The following is a 16,674-nucleotide window of genomic DNA, read 5'->3' on the forward strand; positions in this document are numbered from 1 at the left end:
TTTGGCCATACAGGCTTGTAGGAGCGAATTCATTCGCCAACCGGACCGAAGGTTCGGCCGGTAAGCCCCGGGGGGCAGCTCCGCTGCCCTTGGCGATTGAAGTCGCCCCTAAAAGGAAGTGCCTTAGCGAGGCACTGGCTCCTCCGGCCCGTCCTCTTCCAGGTCTTCAAGCTTCAGCTCCAGCCCCCAACTGGCGGCCTCCTCGGTGCGAGCCGGCGCAGCGGCAGGTGCGGGGGCGGCCGCTGCCGGTGCAGGCGCCGCTGCCGGGCCGTCGCGGTACAACTTGAGTTTCAGGCGCAGGTTGTTGGCCGAGTCGGCGTTCTTGATCGCCTCGTCCTCGGGAATGGCGCCCTCCACTACCAGGTCGAACAGCGCCTGGTCGAAGGTCTGCATGCCCAGGCCGCGAGACTTTTCCATGATTTCCTTGATGGAGTGGAATTCGCCGCGCTTGATCAGGTCGCTGATGGTCGAGGTGCCCAGCAGCACCTCCACTGCCGCCCGTCGTTTGCCGTCCTGGGTGCGCACCAGGCGCTGGGAGACGAACGCCTTGAGGTTGTTGCCCAGGTCGTTGAGCAGCTGCGGACGGCGCTCTTCGGGGAAGAAGTTGATGATGCGGTCCAGCGCCTGGTTGGCGTTGTTGGCGTGCAGGGTGGAAATGGCCAGATGGCCGGTGTCGGCGAAGGCCAGGGCGTGCTCCATGGTCTCGCGGTCGCGGATCTCGCCGATCAGGATCACATCCGGCGCCTGGCGCAGGGTGTTCTTCAGCGCAGCGTGGAAGCTGCGGGTGTCCACCCCCACCTCGCGCTGGTTGATGATCGACTTCTTGTGCCGGTGCACGTACTCCACCGGGTCTTCGATGGTAATGATATGGCCGCCGGTGTTGCGGTTGCGGTAGTCGATCAGCGCCGCCAGGGAGGTGGACTTGCCGGATCCCGTGCCGCCGACGAAGAGCACCAGGCCGCGCTTTTCCATCACCATTTTCAGCAGCACTTCGGGCAGCTTGAGATCTTCGAAACGCGGGATGTCCAGCTTGATGTTCCGCGCAACGATGGAGACTTCGTTGCGCTGGCGGAAGATGTTGATACGGAAACGGCCAATATTCGGCAGCGAGATGGCCAGGTTCATTTCCAGCTCACGGTCGAACTCGGCGCGCTGCTCGGCATCCATGATGGATTCGGCAATCTTCGCCACGTCGCCGGCTTTCAGCGGCTCATTGCTGAGCGGGCGGAGCAGCCCGTTGAACTTGGCACAGGGCGGCGCGCCCGTGGACAGGTAGAGGTCGGAACCATCCTGGCTGGCCAGGATTTTCAGCATTGCGGAGAGGTCCATGGGCGTGCGCGTCCGGTCAGGTGTGAAGGCATCCGCGTGGCGGATCACAGGTCAGCAACTGTATGGCGGCAGCCGGTGCTGGCACAATGAACCGCTCCACACTCCAAGAGGAAATCCCATGGCCAAGGCCCTTGCCCGCCATATTCTGGTCAAGACCGAGGCGGAAGCCGAGCAACTGAAGAAGCGCCTGGATAAAGGCGAAGACTTCGCGACCCTGGCCAAGAAGCATTCCATTTGCCCGTCCGCCAAGCGCGGCGGCGACCTGGGCGAAGTCCGACCCGGACAGATGGTGCGGGTGATCGATCAGGTGATTTTCAAGAAACCCGTGCGGGTGATCCACGGCCCGGTGAAAAGCCAGTTCGGCTATCACTTGGTGCAGGTGTTCTTCAGGGAATGAGGGCATTGCGGGGAGATGGGCACCGTCCGTGGCACAGTGCCCATTCTAGGGAGCGGATGTGACGCTCCTGTTACCGCTTCACTGCAAGGTTTCGCGAGCGCAGGAACGCGAGATATCGGTCAGGACGGTCAGCTCTTCATCGGTAGGTTTACGACCTTCGGTGACCCCCACCAACTGCTGGGAGGTGAACGCCTCCTGCATCATGCCGTTGGAGCACTTGCAGTAGGCGGCGGCCTTGTCCGGCGGAACCTGCCGCGCGGCGCTGGTAACGCACTCCTGGGTGAACTTCTCACCACCGCCCTGCGGCCACTCCCCCGCCACTGCCGCGACTGAGCAGGCCTGCAAGGCCAGTACAGCGAAAAATCGAGTCTTCTTCACGTGCAATCTCCTGCTGGTCCTGAAGGCGCATTCTTGCCGCAGCGGGCACCTGGCAGGCAATAGCTGAAAACGACAGGGCACGACCTCACTCTTCCGTGGACGCTGGCTGCTTCCGTCCCGGCAACCAGTGCGGAGCGTCCACACGCTCCTGCAATCGGACGGCAAACGCCAGCGCCGAGGCCCGATCACGGAACGGCACCTTCATGCCGAGGGCTTCTACCTGCCACTCTTCCCTGCCGCCACGGTTGACCTGCTGGATCGCGATTTCCATGGACTGCTCCGCTGAACCCGGGGGAACCACGGCAGGAGCGGCAGGCAGAAAAAAGGCCAACTGATGAGGTTGGCCTGCACCGCGAAGGTGTGGGGATGCGCTGCCGCAGCGAATGTACCGTGGAAGTCGAGTCAGGCTAACGCCGGAAGTTGACACTTTTGCGACAGGCCTGTGACCGGGGCCACCGCCCCGGTCACCTCGCGCGCCTCAATCGGCGATCGGTAGCGGAGCGGCCGGGTCGACCAATCCGGCGCTGCGCAGTTCGCGCCAGAAATCGGCCGGCACCACTTCGTTCAGCGCGGCGCGGTCCTCGGCGATGCGGCCGGGCTTGCTGGCCCCCGGGATGACCGCGGCCACCGCCGGGTTGGCCAGGGCGAACTGGAGCCCCGCAGCCTTCATGCTGATGCCATAGCGATCGGCGATGGCCTTGATCCGGGCGACCTTGGCGAGTATCTCGGAGGTGGCCGGTGCGTACTCGAAGTTGGGACCGCCGACGAGTGCGCCGGAGCTGTAGGGGCCGCCAACGACTATTCCCAGGCCGCGCGCCGCAACCTGTGGCATCACCCGCTGCAAGGCGCGCTCATGGTCGAGCAGCGTGTAGCGGCCCGCAAGCAGGAAGCCATCCGGGCGCGGTTCGTCGAGGCCGAGCAGCAGTTCGATGGGCTCCACCCGGTTGACGCCCAGGCCCCAGGCCTTGATCACGCCTTCATCGCGCAGTCGGTCGAGCGCCCTGAAGGCACCCTTGCGCGCGCTTTCGAATACGCTGAGCCATTCGTCGCCGTAGAAGTCCTGCGCCACGTCATGAACCCAGACGATTTCGATGTGGTCGGTCCGCAGTCGCTTGAGGCTGTCGTCGATGGAGCGCAGGGTGGCAGCTTCGGAATAGTCGTTGACGATCCGGTTCGGGCGGCCGTAGCGGAAGACATCGCCCTTTTCACCGAGGTCGCGGGCATTCACGTCCTCGACTTCGTCGAGAATCAGGCGGCCGACCTTGGTGCTGATGACGTAGTCTTCGCGACGCCTTCCGGCGAGCGCCTCGCCCATGCGGATTTCCGCCAGCCCCGCACCGTAGAACGGCGCATTGTCGAAGTAGCGGATGCCGTCGTTCCACGCGGCGTCCACGGTCGCCCGTGCTTCCTCCTCGGGAATATCGCGGAACATGTTGCCCAGCGGGGCGGTACCGAAGCCCAGTTGGCCGGGAAGAATATCTTTGAGCGCCATGGCGTTCTCCTTTTTGCGAAAGGAGGCGAAGGCCACGCCTTCGCCCTGGGTTTTCAATGAATGTGCCTGTCCGGCGGTCGTCGGCATCGGAAAGCCGGGCAGCGGATTGGGCGTGACAACACCCTTGTGTCCAGCCTAGCGCTCCAGTTTCCGGTCAAGGCTGGCGAGGATGAACGGGAACTTCGGCGTGGTTGGCTCCTTGATTACGGATTGACCAAAGCATGCTTGCGACCCACCTATTCATCCAATTTATTTGCCGTATTTCAGATATTCGCTACGACATATAACTGGATGCACTACAACGGGCGACCGGATCGATGGCGAAGATCGATTGCCCCTTTCCCGAACCAGAAACGCTACAATCGCGCCCTTTTTGCGCAACGCGCGCCCCAAGCTCAGGATTCCACCGTGATCTCTACCGCCAACATCACCATGCAGTTCGGCGCCAAGCCGCTGTTCGAGAACGTTTCCGTCAAGTTCGGCAGCGGCAACCGCTACGGCCTGATCGGTGCCAATGGCTGCGGCAAGTCGACCTTCATGAAGATTCTCGGCAGCGACCTGGAGCCTTCCGGCGGCCAGGTGATGCTGGAACCCAACGTGCGTCTGGGCAAGCTGCGCCAGGATCAGTTCGCCTACGAAAACTTCAGCGTGATCGACACCGTGATCATGGGCCACGAAGAGCTCTGGAAGGTGAAGGCCGAGCGTGATCGCATCTACTCGCTGCCGGAAATGAGCGAAGAAGACGGTATGGCCGTGGCCGAACTGGAAACCGAGTTCGCCGAAATGGACGGCTACACCGCCGAGTCCCGCGCCGGCGAGCTGCTGCTCGGGCTGGGCATCCCCCTGAGCCAGCACTTCGGCCCGATGAGCGAGGTCGCCCCCGGCTGGAAGCTACGCGTTCTGCTGGCCCAGGCGTTGTTCTCGGACCCGGACGTACTGCTGCTGGACGAGCCGACCAACCACCTGGACATCAACACCATCCGCTGGCTGGAAAACATCCTCACGGCGCGTAACAGCACCATGATCATCATTTCCCACGATCGCCACTTCCTGAACAGCGTGTGCACCCACATGGCGGACCTGGACTACGGCGAGCTGCGCCTGTTCCCGGGCAACTACGACGAGTACATGACCGCTGCGACCCAGTCGCGCGAGCAGCTGCTGGCCGATAACGCCAAGAAGAAGGCGCAGATCGCCGAACTGCAGACCTTCGTCAGCCGCTTCTCCGCCAACGCCTCGAAAGCCAAGCAAGCGACCTCGCGCGCCAAGCAGATCGACAAGATCCAGCTGGCCGAGGTCAAGCCGTCCAGCCGCGTCAGCCCCTTCATCCGCTTCGACCAGCACAAGAAGCTGCACCGCCAGGCGGTGACCGTGGAGAAACTGGCCAAGGGCTTCGAAGGCAAGCAACTGTTCAAGGGCCTGGACCTGCAGATCGAAGCGGGCGAGCGCGTCGCCATCATCGGCCCCAACGGCATCGGCAAGACCACCCTGCTACGTACTCTGGTCGGCGAGATGACTCCGGACAGTGGCGCCGTGAAATGGACCGAAAGCGCGGACCTGGGCTATTACGCCCAGGACCATGCCCATGATTTCGAAGACGACGTCACGCTGTTCGACTGGATGGGCCAGTGGACCCAGGGCGGCGAGCAACTGGTGCGCGGCACGCTAGGCCGCATGCTGTTCTCCAACGACGAGATCCTCAAGTCGGTGAAGGTGATCTCTGGTGGTGAACAGGGCCGCATGCTGTTCGGCAAGCTGATCCTGAAAAAGCCCAACGTGCTGGTAATGGACGAACCCACCAACCACCTGGACATGGAATCCATCGAGGCGCTCAACCTGGCGCTGGAGAACTACCCGGGCACCTTGATCTTCGTCAGCCACGACCGCGAGTTCGTCGGTTCCCTGGCCACTCGCATCATCGAGCTGTCGGAGAACGGTGTGACCGACTTCAGCGGCACCTATGACGACTACCTGCGCAGTCAGGGTGTGATTGTCTGAATCCTCGCGCCCCTCATGCAGGGGCACTGTCCTGTGGGGGCGAATTCATTCGCCAAGGGCGGCGAAGCTGCCCCCTTCTGTATCGCAGGCCGAACCTGCGGTCCGGTTGGCGATTGAAATCGCCCCTTCAGGTAAAGCGGCCCTTGCCGCTTGAGATTGCTCGCTCGCTGCAAACGACAAAGCCCCGCACGCGGGGCTTTGTGTTTTCCGGCTAGTGGAATCAGGCGGTGGTGAACAGCTCGCCGATCTGCGCCTTGGCGGCGCTGAAGGCATTGGCACGCGGCTCTTCGCCGTAGGCCAGGCCTTCTGCGCGAACGATCTCGATGTCGGTCACGCCGAGGAAGTTCAGCACCAGCTTCAGGTAATCCTCGTGAGCCTGGCCGCTGGCCTGGCCGGCGTGGATGCCGCCTGAGGTGGAAACGATCACCACTTTCTTGCCAACCGCCAGTCCTTCCGGGCCGTTTTCGGTGTAGTGGAAGGTCTTGCCGGCGACGGCAATGCGGTCGATCCAGGCCTTGAGCTGGGTCGGGATGGTGAAGTTGTACATCGGCGCACCGATAACGATGGCATCAGCGGCGAGAAATTCGTTCAGGGTGGACTCACCCAGCTCGGCTTCGTGCTTCTGCGCGGCATCGCGCAGTTCGGACGGGGTACCGCCAGCAACCAGGCTCAGGGCCGACAGGTGGCTGATGGCGTCACTGGCCAGGTCACGGTAGGTAACCTGGGCATTCGGCTCGGCGGCTTCCCAGGCGGCGACGACGTCACGGCTCAGTTGGCGGGAGGCGGAGGTGTCGCCGAGGATGCTGGAATCGAGGTGCAGGAGTTTCATGGATGGTTACCCTCAGTTGGGCGACCGGCGACGGCCGATCGGATTGGGGGCAATCCTATCCATGTCGACAAACGCTGATTAGCCAGCGATTTTGTGATTAAGCGTCCCACTCATAGGACGAAACTACCTTTGCAGGGCGATGACGCTTGGCCTTTCCACCACCACGGCCAAGCCAGCCCGCGAATGGTGGGCCGATGAAGCCAGGCCCACCTGCAAGAGCGCCCCGGTGGAGGCGGACTCATTCGCGACTGCTGCTCAATCCTGCGAAGTGGCACCAATCTTATGTACCGACAGGTCGGCGCCGTAGTATTCCTCTTCCTGGCTAAGGCGGATGCCAACGGTGGACCTCAGCAAGCCATAGACCACAAAACCGCCCACTAGCGCGACCAGCACACCCAGACCGGTACCGATCAGTTGGCTGAAGAAGCTGACACCACCCAGGCCACCCAACGCCTCCTGGCCGAAGATGCCACAGGCGATGCCGCCCCAGACGCCGCAGAGGCCGTGCAGCGGCCAAACGCCGAGAACGTCGTCGATTTTCCACTTCACCTGAGTGGCGGTGAACGCCCAGACGAACAGGCCACCGGCCGCAGCACCGGTCACCAGGGCTCCAACCGGATGCATCAGGTCGGAGCCGGCGCAGATCGCGACCAGACCGGCGAGTGGTCCGTTGTGCAGGAAGCCAGGGTCGTTGCGGCCCACCAGCAATGCGGCGACGGTGCCACCAACCATGGCCATCAGCGAGTTCACCGCCACCAGGCCGCTGACACCCTGCAGGGTCTGCGCACTCATCACATTGAAGCCAAACCAACCGACGATGAGGATCCAGGAGCCCAGCGCCAGGAAGGGAATGTTCGACGGCGCGAAGGCCACCAGGCGGCCTTCGCGGTAGCGCCCGTTGCGGTGCCCCAGCAGCAGCACAGCTCCGAAGGCTAGCCAGCCGCCCACGGCGTGCACCACAACTGAACCGGCGAAGTCATGGAAGCTGGCGCCAAAGCTGCTCTTCAGCCAGTCCTGCAGGCCGAAGTTGCCGTTCCAGATCAGACCTTCGAAGAAGGGATAGATGAACGCGACGATCAGAAGCGTGGCGCACAGCTGCGGGTAGAACCGGGCGCGCTCGGCAATGCCGCCGGAGATGATGGCGGGAATGGCCGCGGCGAAGGTCAGCAGGAAGAAGAACTTCACCAGGGCATAACCGTGGTCAGCGGCGAGTGCACTGGCCGGCTCCAGGAAAGTCACGCCATAGGCGATCCAGTAACCGATGAAGAAATAGGCCAGGGTCGAGACCGCGAAGTCGGAGAGGATCTTCGACAAGGCGTTGACCTGGTTCTTCTGGCGCACCGTACCGACTTCAAGGAAGGCGAAGCCAGCATGCATGGCGAGCACCATGACGGCGCCCATCAGGATGAACAGGGTGTTGGAACCGTGGATCAGGGTCTCCACGGCGCTGTTGAGGTTTTCCATTGGCGAAGACAACTCCGGCAGCGAGGAAAAAGCACCAATGCAGTTCATGAACGACTTCCAGCGCACCATCCTGAGGCCATACCGCACCGCAAAGGATCGAATCGGGCTCCCGAATTGGTGCAGACAGGCCAGCGCAAGAATTATCTAGAACGGCGTTTCTTTTTGATTTTCATTAGGTTGCGCTTGGATTACGCGTCTCGACAGGCCATCCGGGGCGCCCCGATCCAGCGCATCTCGCCACAACCACGCACCAGCGCGATGCAAGCGCTATACCAGCAGCACCAACGAAAATACCGCGTGAACCTTGGACGAAGGCACCTACTCTTAGGCTTTGAGTCCTAAAAGGAGAATCGCCATGCCCCGTAAGACTTCCGCCCGCGCCCAGGACGACCTACTGGCTGACTTCCAGACCCTGGTCAACGACACCGAGAAGCTCCTGCAAGACACCGCCAGCCTGGCTGGCGAGCAGGCCGATGAATTGCGCGTGCAGATCCACGAAAGCCTGAAGCGCGCCCGTGACACCCTTCGCGACACCGAGCAGAACCTGCGTGAACGTGGTCAAGCTGCCGTCCAGGCCACTGAAGACTATGTCCAGGAACATCCCTGGCAGAGCGTCGGCCTCGCCGCCGGTATCGGTTTCCTGCTCGGCCTGCTGGCCGCCCGGCGCTGATCATGAGCGACGAAACCCCTTCCGCCCAGGAGGCGGGACGCGGTCCCTCGCCCAGACGCCTCAGCGCCTCGCTGCTCGGCCTTCTGCACAGCCATGTGGAGTTGTTCGGCATCGAACTGCAGGAGCAAAAAGCCAACAGCCTCTATCTGCTGCTGTTCGGCGGGCTCACGCTGATCTTCGCCATGCTGCTGCTGATCGGGCTGTCCGGCCTGATACTGGCGCTGCTCTGGGACAACTGGCGCTTCGAGGCCCTCACCGGCCTCTGCGCCTTCTACCTGATCGCAACGGTCTACTGCGGTGTGCGCCTGAGGGCGGCAGTGGATGACGACGAGTCGCCTTTCAACGCGACCCTCGAAGAACTGGCCCGTGACCGGGAGCGCCTGTTGCCATGAACCCGCCGGAACTGCCCCGCAACGCCACCCGTCGCGACATGCGCAAGGCGCTGGTGCGCCTGCGCCTGGAAATGCAGCGCCAGGAACTGCGCCACGAATCCCTTTTGCTGACCCAACCACTGCGGCAGGCTCGGGACTTCACCCGTAAGCTGGACATTCCCCACGCCCCACTTTGGGGCATTGCAGCGGTTGCAGCGCTGGGCTTTCTCGCCGCGCACAAAGGCAGCCTGGGCCGCGGCCTGCGCCTAGGCAGTGCGCTCTACCCCCTGCTGCAGGCCCTGCTGAGAAGCCCCCCGCGGGACGGTCCCGGCTGACATCCCCCTGCTGGAAGGCAACTGGCCACATTCTTGCTACAGATGAGCGGTCCATTGCACCAGGCATGGGCACCGACGTGCGCCGCGCACATTCCCATGGCCTTCCACCTAAGGAGTCAACGTGATCGATGGGCAACCGCTCGCCTGCTTCCAGCCCTTCATCGATACCGCTACTGGGCTGATCGCTGGCGTCGAGGCCCTGGGCCGGCTGCGCCAGCCAGACGGCACGTTGCAATCGGTAGGCCCGCTGTTCCTTGATTCGAGAGTGCCGCCGACGGCCCTGCGCCGACTCGACCGGCATCTGCGCGAAGATGCCCTGCGGCGCCTGCATGAGGCCCCCTCGGAATGGTTCCTCAGCTTGAACATCTCCCCGCGCTGGATCAGTCGCCTGCGTCCGGGGCAGACTCTGCCCAGCCTCAAGCAATTGCAACGCTTTGGCGTGCCCGCCGAACGTATCGTCTTCGAAATCACCGAACTGGGCGGCGCCAGCCAGCGCCTGGCAGACGTGGTCGCGCGTTACCGCGAGGCCGGAGCGCGGATCGCCATCGACGATTTCGGCGCCGGCTATTCCCAGCTCGACCGGGTGCTGGCCCTGCAACCGGACATCCTCAAACTCGACATGCGCCTGTTCCAGGCGGCAGCCCGTGGCGGGCCCAGCGGCGAAGTGGTGAAAGCCCTCGCGCAGATGGCGGAGAAAACGGGTTGCTGGATCATCGCCGAGGGGGTTGAAACCGAAGCCGAACTGGATTTTGCCCTGGAGTGCGGGGCCCGCTACGTGCAGGGGTACCTGTTCGCCGAACCCCGCCTGGAGTTCTTTGAAACCGATGCCTTCGTACAGCGGTTCGCCCTCCTGCGCGACCGCTACGTACAGAGCAAGCTGGTCGAGCGGGCGCGGCTGATGACGTTGCGCCATAGTCTCAACCAGTTGATGTCGCGGTTGCGCGCCTGGGCTGAAAGCGGCGCGCCAACGTCGAGCCTGGCCAGTCCGGAGGACTACCCCTGGCTGCTGCGCATCTATCAGTGCGACCGCAACGGTACTCAGATCACACCCAATCTGCATTGGGGGCCGGGCGGCTGGCATGAAGATGCGAGCTACCGGGGTCACAACTGGTCCTGGCGCCCCTACTTCTATCAACTGCTGGCCGAAGGTTGGGAAGAACGCCGCCTGACGCTGTCCACGACCTACCGCGATGCCACCACCAACCAGTACTGCCTGACTGCCGGACAGTTCATCGACAACGGTCGCCGCCTGCTGCTGGTGGATATCGACGCCGCTGGTCTGGCAACGGGCTGAGTGGTGAGCGAACGCTTGGGTTAGAGTAGGGACTTCAGCCACTGAACGGCGAGGACAGGCCTTGGATTGGCAGACCCTGCTTACCCGCGAACGCCTTGGCAAATCGGTGCACAGCACAGATGAGCTGGGCCGCAGCCCCTTCCATAAAGACCACGACCGCATCATTTTCTCCGGCGCCTTCCGCCGCCTCGGGCGCAAGACCCAGGTGCATCCGGTCTCCAGCAACGACCACATTCACACGCGTCTTACGCACTCCCTCGAAGTGAGCTGCGTGGGGCGCTCGCTGGGCATGCGGGTCGGCGAAACCCTGCGCGATGTGTTGCCGGACTGGTGTGAGCCTTCGGACCTGGGCGTCATCGTCCAGTCGGCCTGCCTGGCGCACGACATCGGCAACCCGCCCTTCGGCCATTCAGGCGAAGACGCGATCCGCCATTGGTTCGAACAAGCCGCCGCGCGGGGCTGGCTGGACGCCATGAGCCCAGTGGAGCGGGCCGACTTCCTCAGCTTCGAGGGCAATGCCCAGGGGCTGCGGGTGCTGACCCAGCTGGAATACCACCAGTTCGATGGCGGCATGCGTCTGACCTACGCCACCCTCGGCACTTACCTGAAGTACCCCTGGACCTCGCGCCATGCCGAGGCGCTGGGCTACAAGAAGCACAAGTTCGGTTGCTACCAGAGTGAGCTGCCACTGCTGGAGCAGATCGCCGCCAAGCTGGAGCTGCCGCGCATTGACGAGCACCGCTGGGCACGGCATCCCTTGGTCTACCTGATGGAAGCTGCGGACGACATCTGCTACGGCCTGATTGATCTGGAAGACGGCCTGGAGATGGAACTGCTGGAGTACGAGGAAGTCGAGGCGCTGTTGCTTGGCCTGGTTGGCGAAGACCTGCCGGAGACCTACCGCCAGCTCGGCCCCAAGGATTCCCGCCGACGCAAACTGGCCATACTGCGGGGCAAGGCCATCGAACACCTGACCAACGCTGCCGCCCGTGCCTTCGTCGAGCAACACGACGCGCTGCTGGCCGGCACGCTGCAAGGCGACCTGGTGGAACACATGCACGGCCCGGCCAAGCGCTGCGTGCTGCGGGCCAAGGCCATTGCCCGTGAGAAGATCTTCCAGGACAAGCGCAAGACGCTCCATGAGATCGGTGCCTACACCACCCTGGAAATTCTCCTCAACGCCTTCTGCGGAGCTGCTCTGGAGCAGCACGGCGGGTGCACGCCGTCGTTCAAGCATCGGCGCATCCTCGACCTGCTCGGCAACAACGCCCCTGACCCCGACTGGTCGCTGCACCAGGCATTCGTCCGGGTGATCGACTTCATCGCCGGAATGACCGACAGCTACGCTACCGAAATGGCCCGCGAGATGACCGGCCGCTCCAGCCCGACCTGACCCAGCGCCTACAGGAGTCGCGTTGATGCGTACCTTGTTCAGAAGAAGCCTGCGCTGGCACGCCGGCCCACCCGCCTGGGGCGCCGCGCTGATGGCCGGCATGGGCTGCGGCCTGCCGCTGATGCTGGGCCTGTTCACGAGTCACAGCGGCTTCCTCTGGGCAGCCACAGGAGCCTTCCAGGCTGCCCTGGCGAATCCTTACCATCGCCTCGGCATGCTGCGCATGAGCCTGCTCACCGGTCTGGGTGCGGTCTGTGCTGGTCTGGGCTTCTGGGCGGCCAGCCATCCACTGCTGAGCCTGGCCAGTTTCGCCATCATGGGACTGCTGTTGGCCGTGTTGCAACGCTACGGCACGGAGCTCGGCAAGCTGGGAGTGGGGCTTGCGGCGTGCCTGTGCCTGGGTCAGGGCCAGGCAGGCCTTGGCAACTTGCACAACGGACTGGCGGTGGGGGCACTGTTTGCCATTGGCGGCCTTTGGGTAATGCTGCTTGCCTTCGCCTTGCGAGCCGCCCAGGGGATGCGGCTATGGCCGCTGATGCCACGCCTGGGCAACTTTGCGCGGGTGATGCGTCGCCATGCCCAGCGCCTGCCCCAACGCCTTTGGCTGATCCATGCCCTGGCCTGCAGCGCGGCCGGTGCCCTCGCTGGTCTGGCGGTCAACCTGTCCGGCCTACCGCGAGGCTATTGGCTGACGCTGACGGTGATGACCACTATCCAGATGGACCTCTATGGAAGCCTGGAACGAGGCATCCAGCGCTGCCTGGGAAGCCTGGTCGGCGCGCTGGTTCTTATCGGCTTGGGAAGCTGGCTGCAGAGCCCTGCCCTGCTGGTAGCCTGCATGTTGCCGCTGATCGTGCTCAGCCGGGCTTTTATCGCCCAGCACTATGGACTGTTCGTGGTCCAGACCACCGTGTGCTTCGTGCTGCTGGCCGAGAGCCTGTCCCTTGACTGGCACCTGCCTGTGCTACGTCTTTACAACACGCTTCTGGGGGCCGGGCTGGCGCTATTAATCGCCTATCTGGCTCACCGTGCACGCTTGCGCTGGGGGACCCGGTCACCGCAAATGGACGCGGTCCGTCAGAGCGATTAGTGCCCGACTTCAGTCGAGCAGGTGCTGCTCCAGTTCCCCTTGCAGGCTTCCCAGGCTTCGCCACACGTCTTTGGCCCGTTGCGCCAGTTCGGAACCTTCGGCTCCCCTGTCGTGGGCCTCGCCATACGCGATGCAATGGGTCAACAACGGCTGGGCGTTGATCAGCTCCACCGCGCCCTTGATCTTGTGCACCAGGCGCTCCAGGTCGTCCCAACGCCCCGCTTGCAGGAAACCGTCCACCTCCGCGGCATCAGCCTCGTTGGCCTGATGCAACGCACTCAGCAGTATGCGGGCCACTTCGGGTGAGCCCCCGGTAGTGCGATCCAGCAAGCTCAGATCGAGGCAGACCGATTGGTCGTCGTCCTGGATCTCGGGAGCCGTGGTCGTAGGAACCAGGCGCTGCAGGTAACGCTGCAGCCCCTCCAGGCCGATGGGCTTGAATAGGCAGTCGTCCATACCCGCCTCGCGACAGCGCAACCGCTCTTCTGCCTGGGCATTGGCAGTGAGGCCAACAATCAGGATGGGGTGCGCACCCCGCTCGCACTCCTGCTCACGGATACGCCGAGCCAGCTCGTAGCCATCCATCACCGGCATATTGCAGTCGGTGATCACCAGATCGAACGCTGACTCCGTCCAGATGCGCAGAGCCTCCTCGCCATTCTCGGCCTGCTCGCCCAACTGCCCGAGGAGTTCCAGCTGTTGCGCTAGCATCATCCGATTGACCGGGTGATCGTCCACTACCAGCACGCGAAAGCATCCTGGCGGCAGCTCCCGGGCTTCGGGCTGCTCCGCAACGGGTGGCAAAGGCTCCAGCCGCGGCAGGCGCAAGCTCACCGATATCCGCGTACCGACACCCAGTTCACTGTGCATCTCCAGACGGCCATCCATCATTTCCACCAGCCGCCGACAGATGCTCAGACCCAGGCCGGTGCCCCCTCGCCCCACACTCATGTTGCCGGAAAGCTGCGTGAAGGGCTGGAACAGGCGTTTCTGATCGGCTTCAGCGATACCGATTCCGCTGTCCTCCACCACGATGGTCAGCAGCAGGTGCTCCTCGCCGTCGCGCCGGGCTTGCAGGTGGACACGAACCGTGCCGCGGTCGGTGAACTTGATGGAATTGCTGATGAGGTTGGACAGGATCTGCTTGAAGCTGGAGGGGTCCACCATCACGTCGTCCTGGTCGGGCAGGTCCAGATCGAGTGAGAGCCAAAGGCCCTTCTGCCATGCCAACCCTTCGAAGACCCGAACGACCGATTCTGTGAGCGCAAGGGGCGCCTCTCGACGCGGCTCCAGGACCATGCGTCCGGACTCGATCTTGGCGATGTCGAGGATGTCGCCGATCAGCGCCAGCAGGGAATCGGCTGAATCCCGCGCCACCAGGATTGCCTCCCGGTCCAGACGCTCGCGCTTGAGGGCCAGTTCGAGCATGCCGATGATGGCGTTCAGCGGGGTGCGGATTTCATGGCTCATGGTGGCCAGGAAGCGGCTTTTCGCGATGTTCGCCGATTCGGCCTGCTCCTTGGCCTGGCGAAGTTCGTCCATCAGCCGATTGCGTTCAGTGATATCGACCCAACCACAGATCAGCCCACGGATGTCTTGCTGGGCATTGCGGTAGGGAATGGCCCAGTAGGAAACCTCGAGCGTGCAATCCCACAGGTGCAGGTGCAGTTGCTGATCACTGAACAGCGCCTCCCCCTGTTCCAGGGCCCGTCGGTTCAGTCCCTCCAACGCATCCAGGGTATCGATCTGTAGCCCTTTCACGTCGGTCAGGCGTCGACCGATCAGGGCCGCGCGCGGTACCCCAATGGCGTCGACGTAGCTGCGATTGCAGGTGATGGTCCGGCCATCAAGGCCTCGAACCGACAGCGGAAAGGGAATGCCATCGATCAGCGAACGCTTGAAGGCCAACTGGTCACTCAGGCGCCGCTCTTCTCGCGCACGTCGCAACACTTGACGACGCAGGTACAACGCCCAGCCGGCAAACACCAGCGCCAGAAGCAGCAGGGCGAAGCCCACCTGGTAAAGCCGTGCCCGGTACTCGACCCAGGTGCTTTCGGATTCTTCAGCATCGGTGTACCAGCGGTTGATGATCGTGCCCAGCTCGTCCGGCGAGATGGACAGCAGGGCCTTTTCGAGAATGCTCTGCAGCTCGGGCGCATTGCGCGACACGGCGAATGAGAAACGGCCCGGGTCTCGCCCAATGGTATCGGCAATGCGCAAGTTGCCCAGGAAGTGGCGATTGATCAGGAAAGTCGAAGAGGCCATCGCATGCAACGCCGCATCGACCTTGCCTTCAGCGACGTTGGCAAGGGCCTGCATGCCCGTTTCCACTTCGACCACCACCACCCTGGGATAATGCTGCCGGATGTACGCGCTCAGGGAGTGCCCGGCCGGGATCGCCAGGGTTTGCCCACCGAGCTGGTTCAGCCCTTGCGGCTCAGTGTCGGACATGCGAACAACCAGTACGCTGCTGGTGCTGAAGTAAGGTCGGGTGAAGCTCAGGTACTGGTTCCGCTCGGGCGTGAAGAACAGCGTGGCGGCCATGTCGGCCCGCCCTTCGCGCAGATCGGCGAGCATCCCTCTGGCCGAGGGTGTGCTGCTGACTTCGAACTCCAGGCCGGTCCGTTGTCGAATCAGATCCAGAAGGTCCGGCACTATCCCGCGAAAACGGCCTTTGGCATTGAAGTAGGTCAAGGGCTCGAATGTGCCATCCACCACCAGCCGGGCCGGACCATGATGCTCCAGCCAACGAAGTTCACGCTGGGTGAGCTGGGGCCGGAGATTGTCCAGGAACATTCCCACACCACCCCCCCAGCGCTTCAGGATGCTGGCCTTCTCCGTATCGGGAATGGCTTTGATCGCGCTATCGAAAATGCGCCTGAGACGCTCGTTGCCCTCGGCCAAGGAAAAGCAGACGCCGACCCCCTCGAAGCCGGCGAAGTTGGTCATGCGCAGATTGATGAGGTAGCCCTGCCTGATCAGGTAGTTGGCGGCCACGGCGTCACCGATGAATACGTCGCTCTGATCGAAGGCCACCGATTGCAGCGCACTGCGCACCGATCCGAACTTGATGGGGTGGGCGTCGGGGTAGAGCTTGTGGATCAGCTCACGACTTGGCCCCTCCGGGGAGTAGGCAAGCCGCAGCCTCTTTAGGTTTCCGGTGGCGGCACGACGATCGTCTATGCGCGTCACCATCACTGGCTGGTGCTGCATGTAGGGCATCGTCTGGATCAGTCCGGGGCTGGCAGCATCTCCCTCTACGCTGTTACCCAGCACATCGACCTCGCCCCTGCGCAGTGCATCGCGGGCCGCTTGGCGGTCCGCAAAGCGCAGGACCTTGATCTCGACGCCAAGTGACTGGGTGATAAGGCGCAGAAAGTCAGCTGTCACCCCTTCATAGTCCTGGCCGCTGGCGGTTATGTCGAACGGGGGGAAATCAGGCTCGCTGGTACCCACTCGCAACGTGCCCTTCTGGTGCAGCCAGCGCTTGTCCGACTCGTCCAGCGGCGTCTGCAGGTCTCGCCCCAGGGAGCGGCCCAGCAGTTCCAGCGAGAGGGGGCTTTCGCCAAGGCAGACCGACGGCAGCAGCGAGCCTCCAAGCAGGAGGCAGGCAAGCATGGCGAACAGGCGCATG

At 63.3% G+C, this 16,674-nt stretch carries 15 protein-coding genes; 8 read left to right on the top strand and 7 right to left on the bottom strand.

Translation table 11 applies throughout. The features are described from left to right. Positions 1–123 precede the first annotated feature (123 nt). The gene (locus AAHM40_RS10130; protein ID WP_342244508.1) at positions 124–1,329 is read right to left on the bottom strand and encodes a PilT/PilU family type 4a pilus ATPase; all 1,206 of its coding nucleotides are present in this window, start codon (positions 1,327–1,329) and stop codon (positions 124–126) included. Between the two features lie 118 nt (positions 1,330–1,447). Between AAHM40_RS10130 and AAHM40_RS10135 the strand changes: the two genes are divergently transcribed. Continuing rightward, entirely contained in the window at positions 1,448–1,726 is a 279-nt protein-coding gene (locus AAHM40_RS10135) for a peptidylprolyl isomerase (RefSeq protein ID WP_028627186.1), read from the top strand. A 78-nt stretch (positions 1,727–1,804) separates the two neighbouring features. Here the strand turns inward: AAHM40_RS10135 and AAHM40_RS10140 are convergent, their stop codons facing one another. From AAHM40_RS10140 to AAHM40_RS10150, 3 genes are all read right to left on the bottom strand, one after another. After that, positions 1,805–2,104 (bottom strand): hypothetical protein, encoded by a 300-nt coding sequence (locus AAHM40_RS10140; protein ID WP_342244509.1) that lies wholly within the window; start codon positions 2,102–2,104, stop codon positions 1,805–1,807. 85 nt (positions 2,105–2,189) lie between these two features. After that, entirely contained in the window at positions 2,190–2,375 is a 186-nt protein-coding gene (locus AAHM40_RS10145) for a hypothetical protein (RefSeq protein ID WP_342244510.1), read from the bottom strand. 207 nt (positions 2,376–2,582) lie between these two features. Further along, complete coding sequence (locus tag AAHM40_RS10150; protein ID WP_342244511.1) at positions 2,583–3,596, bottom strand: aldo/keto reductase; 1,014 nt, start codon at positions 3,594–3,596, stop codon at positions 2,583–2,585. Positions 3,597–4,004: 408 nt separating this feature from the next. Between AAHM40_RS10150 and AAHM40_RS10155 the strand changes: the two genes are divergently transcribed. Continuing rightward, positions 4,005–5,594, top strand: a complete 1,590-nt coding sequence (locus AAHM40_RS10155) for an ABC-F family ATPase (protein WP_342244512.1) — start codon at positions 4,005–4,007, stop codon at positions 5,592–5,594. 220 nt (positions 5,595–5,814) lie between these two features. Here AAHM40_RS10155 and AAHM40_RS10160 read toward each other — a convergent pair whose 3' ends face one another. Together AAHM40_RS10160 and AAHM40_RS10165 are read right to left on the bottom strand one after the other, a co-directional pair. Then, positions 5,815–6,423, bottom strand: coding sequence for an FMN-dependent NADH-azoreductase (locus AAHM40_RS10160; protein ID WP_342244513.1), 609 nt, complete (start codon positions 6,421–6,423; stop codon positions 5,815–5,817). Between the two features lie 255 nt (positions 6,424–6,678). Continuing rightward, positions 6,679–7,887 carry an ammonium transporter gene (locus AAHM40_RS10165; RefSeq protein ID WP_342244535.1) on the bottom strand — a complete coding sequence of 403 codons (1,209 nt, stop codon included), beginning with the start codon at positions 7,885–7,887 and terminating at the stop codon, positions 6,679–6,681. A gap of 355 nt (positions 7,888–8,242) precedes the next feature. Between AAHM40_RS10165 and AAHM40_RS10170 the strand changes: the two genes are divergently transcribed. The 6 genes from AAHM40_RS10170 (at position 8,243) to AAHM40_RS10195 (ending at position 13,040) form a co-directional block, all read left to right on the top strand. Beyond that, positions 8,243–8,557 carry a DUF883 family protein gene (locus AAHM40_RS10170; protein WP_342244514.1) on the top strand — a complete coding sequence of 105 codons (315 nt, stop codon included), beginning with the start codon at positions 8,243–8,245 and terminating at the stop codon, positions 8,555–8,557. Positions 8,558–8,559: 2 nt separating this feature from the next. Continuing rightward, positions 8,560–8,949: a phage holin family protein gene (locus AAHM40_RS10175; RefSeq protein ID WP_342244515.1), complete on the top strand. Its 390-nt coding sequence runs from the start codon at positions 8,560–8,562 to the stop codon at positions 8,947–8,949. Then, positions 8,946–9,263, top strand: a complete 318-nt coding sequence (locus AAHM40_RS10180) for a hypothetical protein (protein ID WP_342244516.1) — start codon at positions 8,946–8,948, stop codon at positions 9,261–9,263. Before AAHM40_RS10175 ends, AAHM40_RS10180 begins: the two co-directional genes overlap by 4 nt. A gap of 121 nt (positions 9,264–9,384) precedes the next feature. Next, on the top strand, positions 9,385–10,557 hold the full coding sequence (locus tag AAHM40_RS10185) for an EAL domain-containing protein (RefSeq protein WP_342244517.1): 1,173 nt from the start codon (positions 9,385–9,387) through the stop codon (positions 10,555–10,557). A 61-nt stretch (positions 10,558–10,618) separates the two neighbouring features. Further along, positions 10,619–11,950, top strand: a complete 1,332-nt coding sequence (locus tag AAHM40_RS10190; RefSeq protein WP_342244518.1) for a deoxyguanosinetriphosphate triphosphohydrolase — start codon at positions 10,619–10,621, stop codon at positions 11,948–11,950. 25 nt (positions 11,951–11,975) lie between these two features. After that, on the top strand, positions 11,976–13,040 hold the full coding sequence (locus AAHM40_RS10195) for an FUSC family protein (RefSeq protein WP_342244519.1): 1,065 nt from the start codon (positions 11,976–11,978) through the stop codon (positions 13,038–13,040). 9 nt (positions 13,041–13,049) lie between these two features. Here the strand turns inward: AAHM40_RS10195 and AAHM40_RS10200 are convergent, their stop codons facing one another. Further along, complete coding sequence (locus AAHM40_RS10200; protein ID WP_342244520.1) at positions 13,050–16,673, bottom strand: transporter substrate-binding domain-containing protein; 3,624 nt, start codon at positions 16,671–16,673, stop codon at positions 13,050–13,052. Position 16,674 lies beyond the last annotated feature (1 nt).

The sequence above is a fragment of the Pseudomonas sp. OTU5201 genome (assembly GCF_038440135.1).
GTDB lineage: Bacteria > Pseudomonadota > Gammaproteobacteria > Pseudomonadales > Pseudomonadaceae > Metapseudomonas > Metapseudomonas resinovorans.

Coding starts and splice junctions, on each gene's coding strand:
- AAHM40_RS10130 (WP_342244508.1), bottom strand. CDS start 1,329: ATGGACCTCTCCGCAATGCTGAAAATCCTGGCCAGCCAGGATGGTTCC.
- AAHM40_RS10135 (WP_028627186.1), top strand. CDS start 1,448: ATGGCCAAGGCCCTTGCCCGCCATATTCTGGTCAAGACCGAGGCGGAA.
- AAHM40_RS10145 (WP_342244510.1), bottom strand. CDS start 2,375: ATGGAAATCGCGATCCAGCAGGTCAACCGTGGCGGCAGGGAAGAGTGG.
- AAHM40_RS10150 (WP_342244511.1), bottom strand. CDS start 3,596: ATGGCGCTCAAAGATATTCTTCCCGGCCAACTGGGCTTCGGTACCGCC.
- AAHM40_RS10160 (WP_342244513.1), bottom strand. CDS start 6,423: ATGAAACTCCTGCACCTCGATTCCAGCATCCTCGGCGACACCTCCGCC.
- AAHM40_RS10165 (WP_342244535.1), bottom strand. CDS start 7,887: ATGGAAAACCTCAACAGCGCCGTGGAGACCCTGATCCACGGTTCCAAC.
- AAHM40_RS10170 (WP_342244514.1), top strand. CDS start 8,243: ATGCCCCGTAAGACTTCCGCCCGCGCCCAGGACGACCTACTGGCTGAC.
- AAHM40_RS10175 (WP_342244515.1), top strand. CDS start 8,560: ATGAGCGACGAAACCCCTTCCGCCCAGGAGGCGGGACGCGGTCCCTCG.
- AAHM40_RS10180 (WP_342244516.1), top strand. CDS start 8,946: ATGAACCCGCCGGAACTGCCCCGCAACGCCACCCGTCGCGACATGCGC.
- AAHM40_RS10195 (WP_342244519.1), top strand. CDS start 11,976: ATGCGTACCTTGTTCAGAAGAAGCCTGCGCTGGCACGCCGGCCCACCC.
- AAHM40_RS10200 (WP_342244520.1), bottom strand. CDS start 16,673: ATGCGCCTGTTCGCCATGCTTGCCTGCCTCCTGCTTGGAGGCTCGCTG.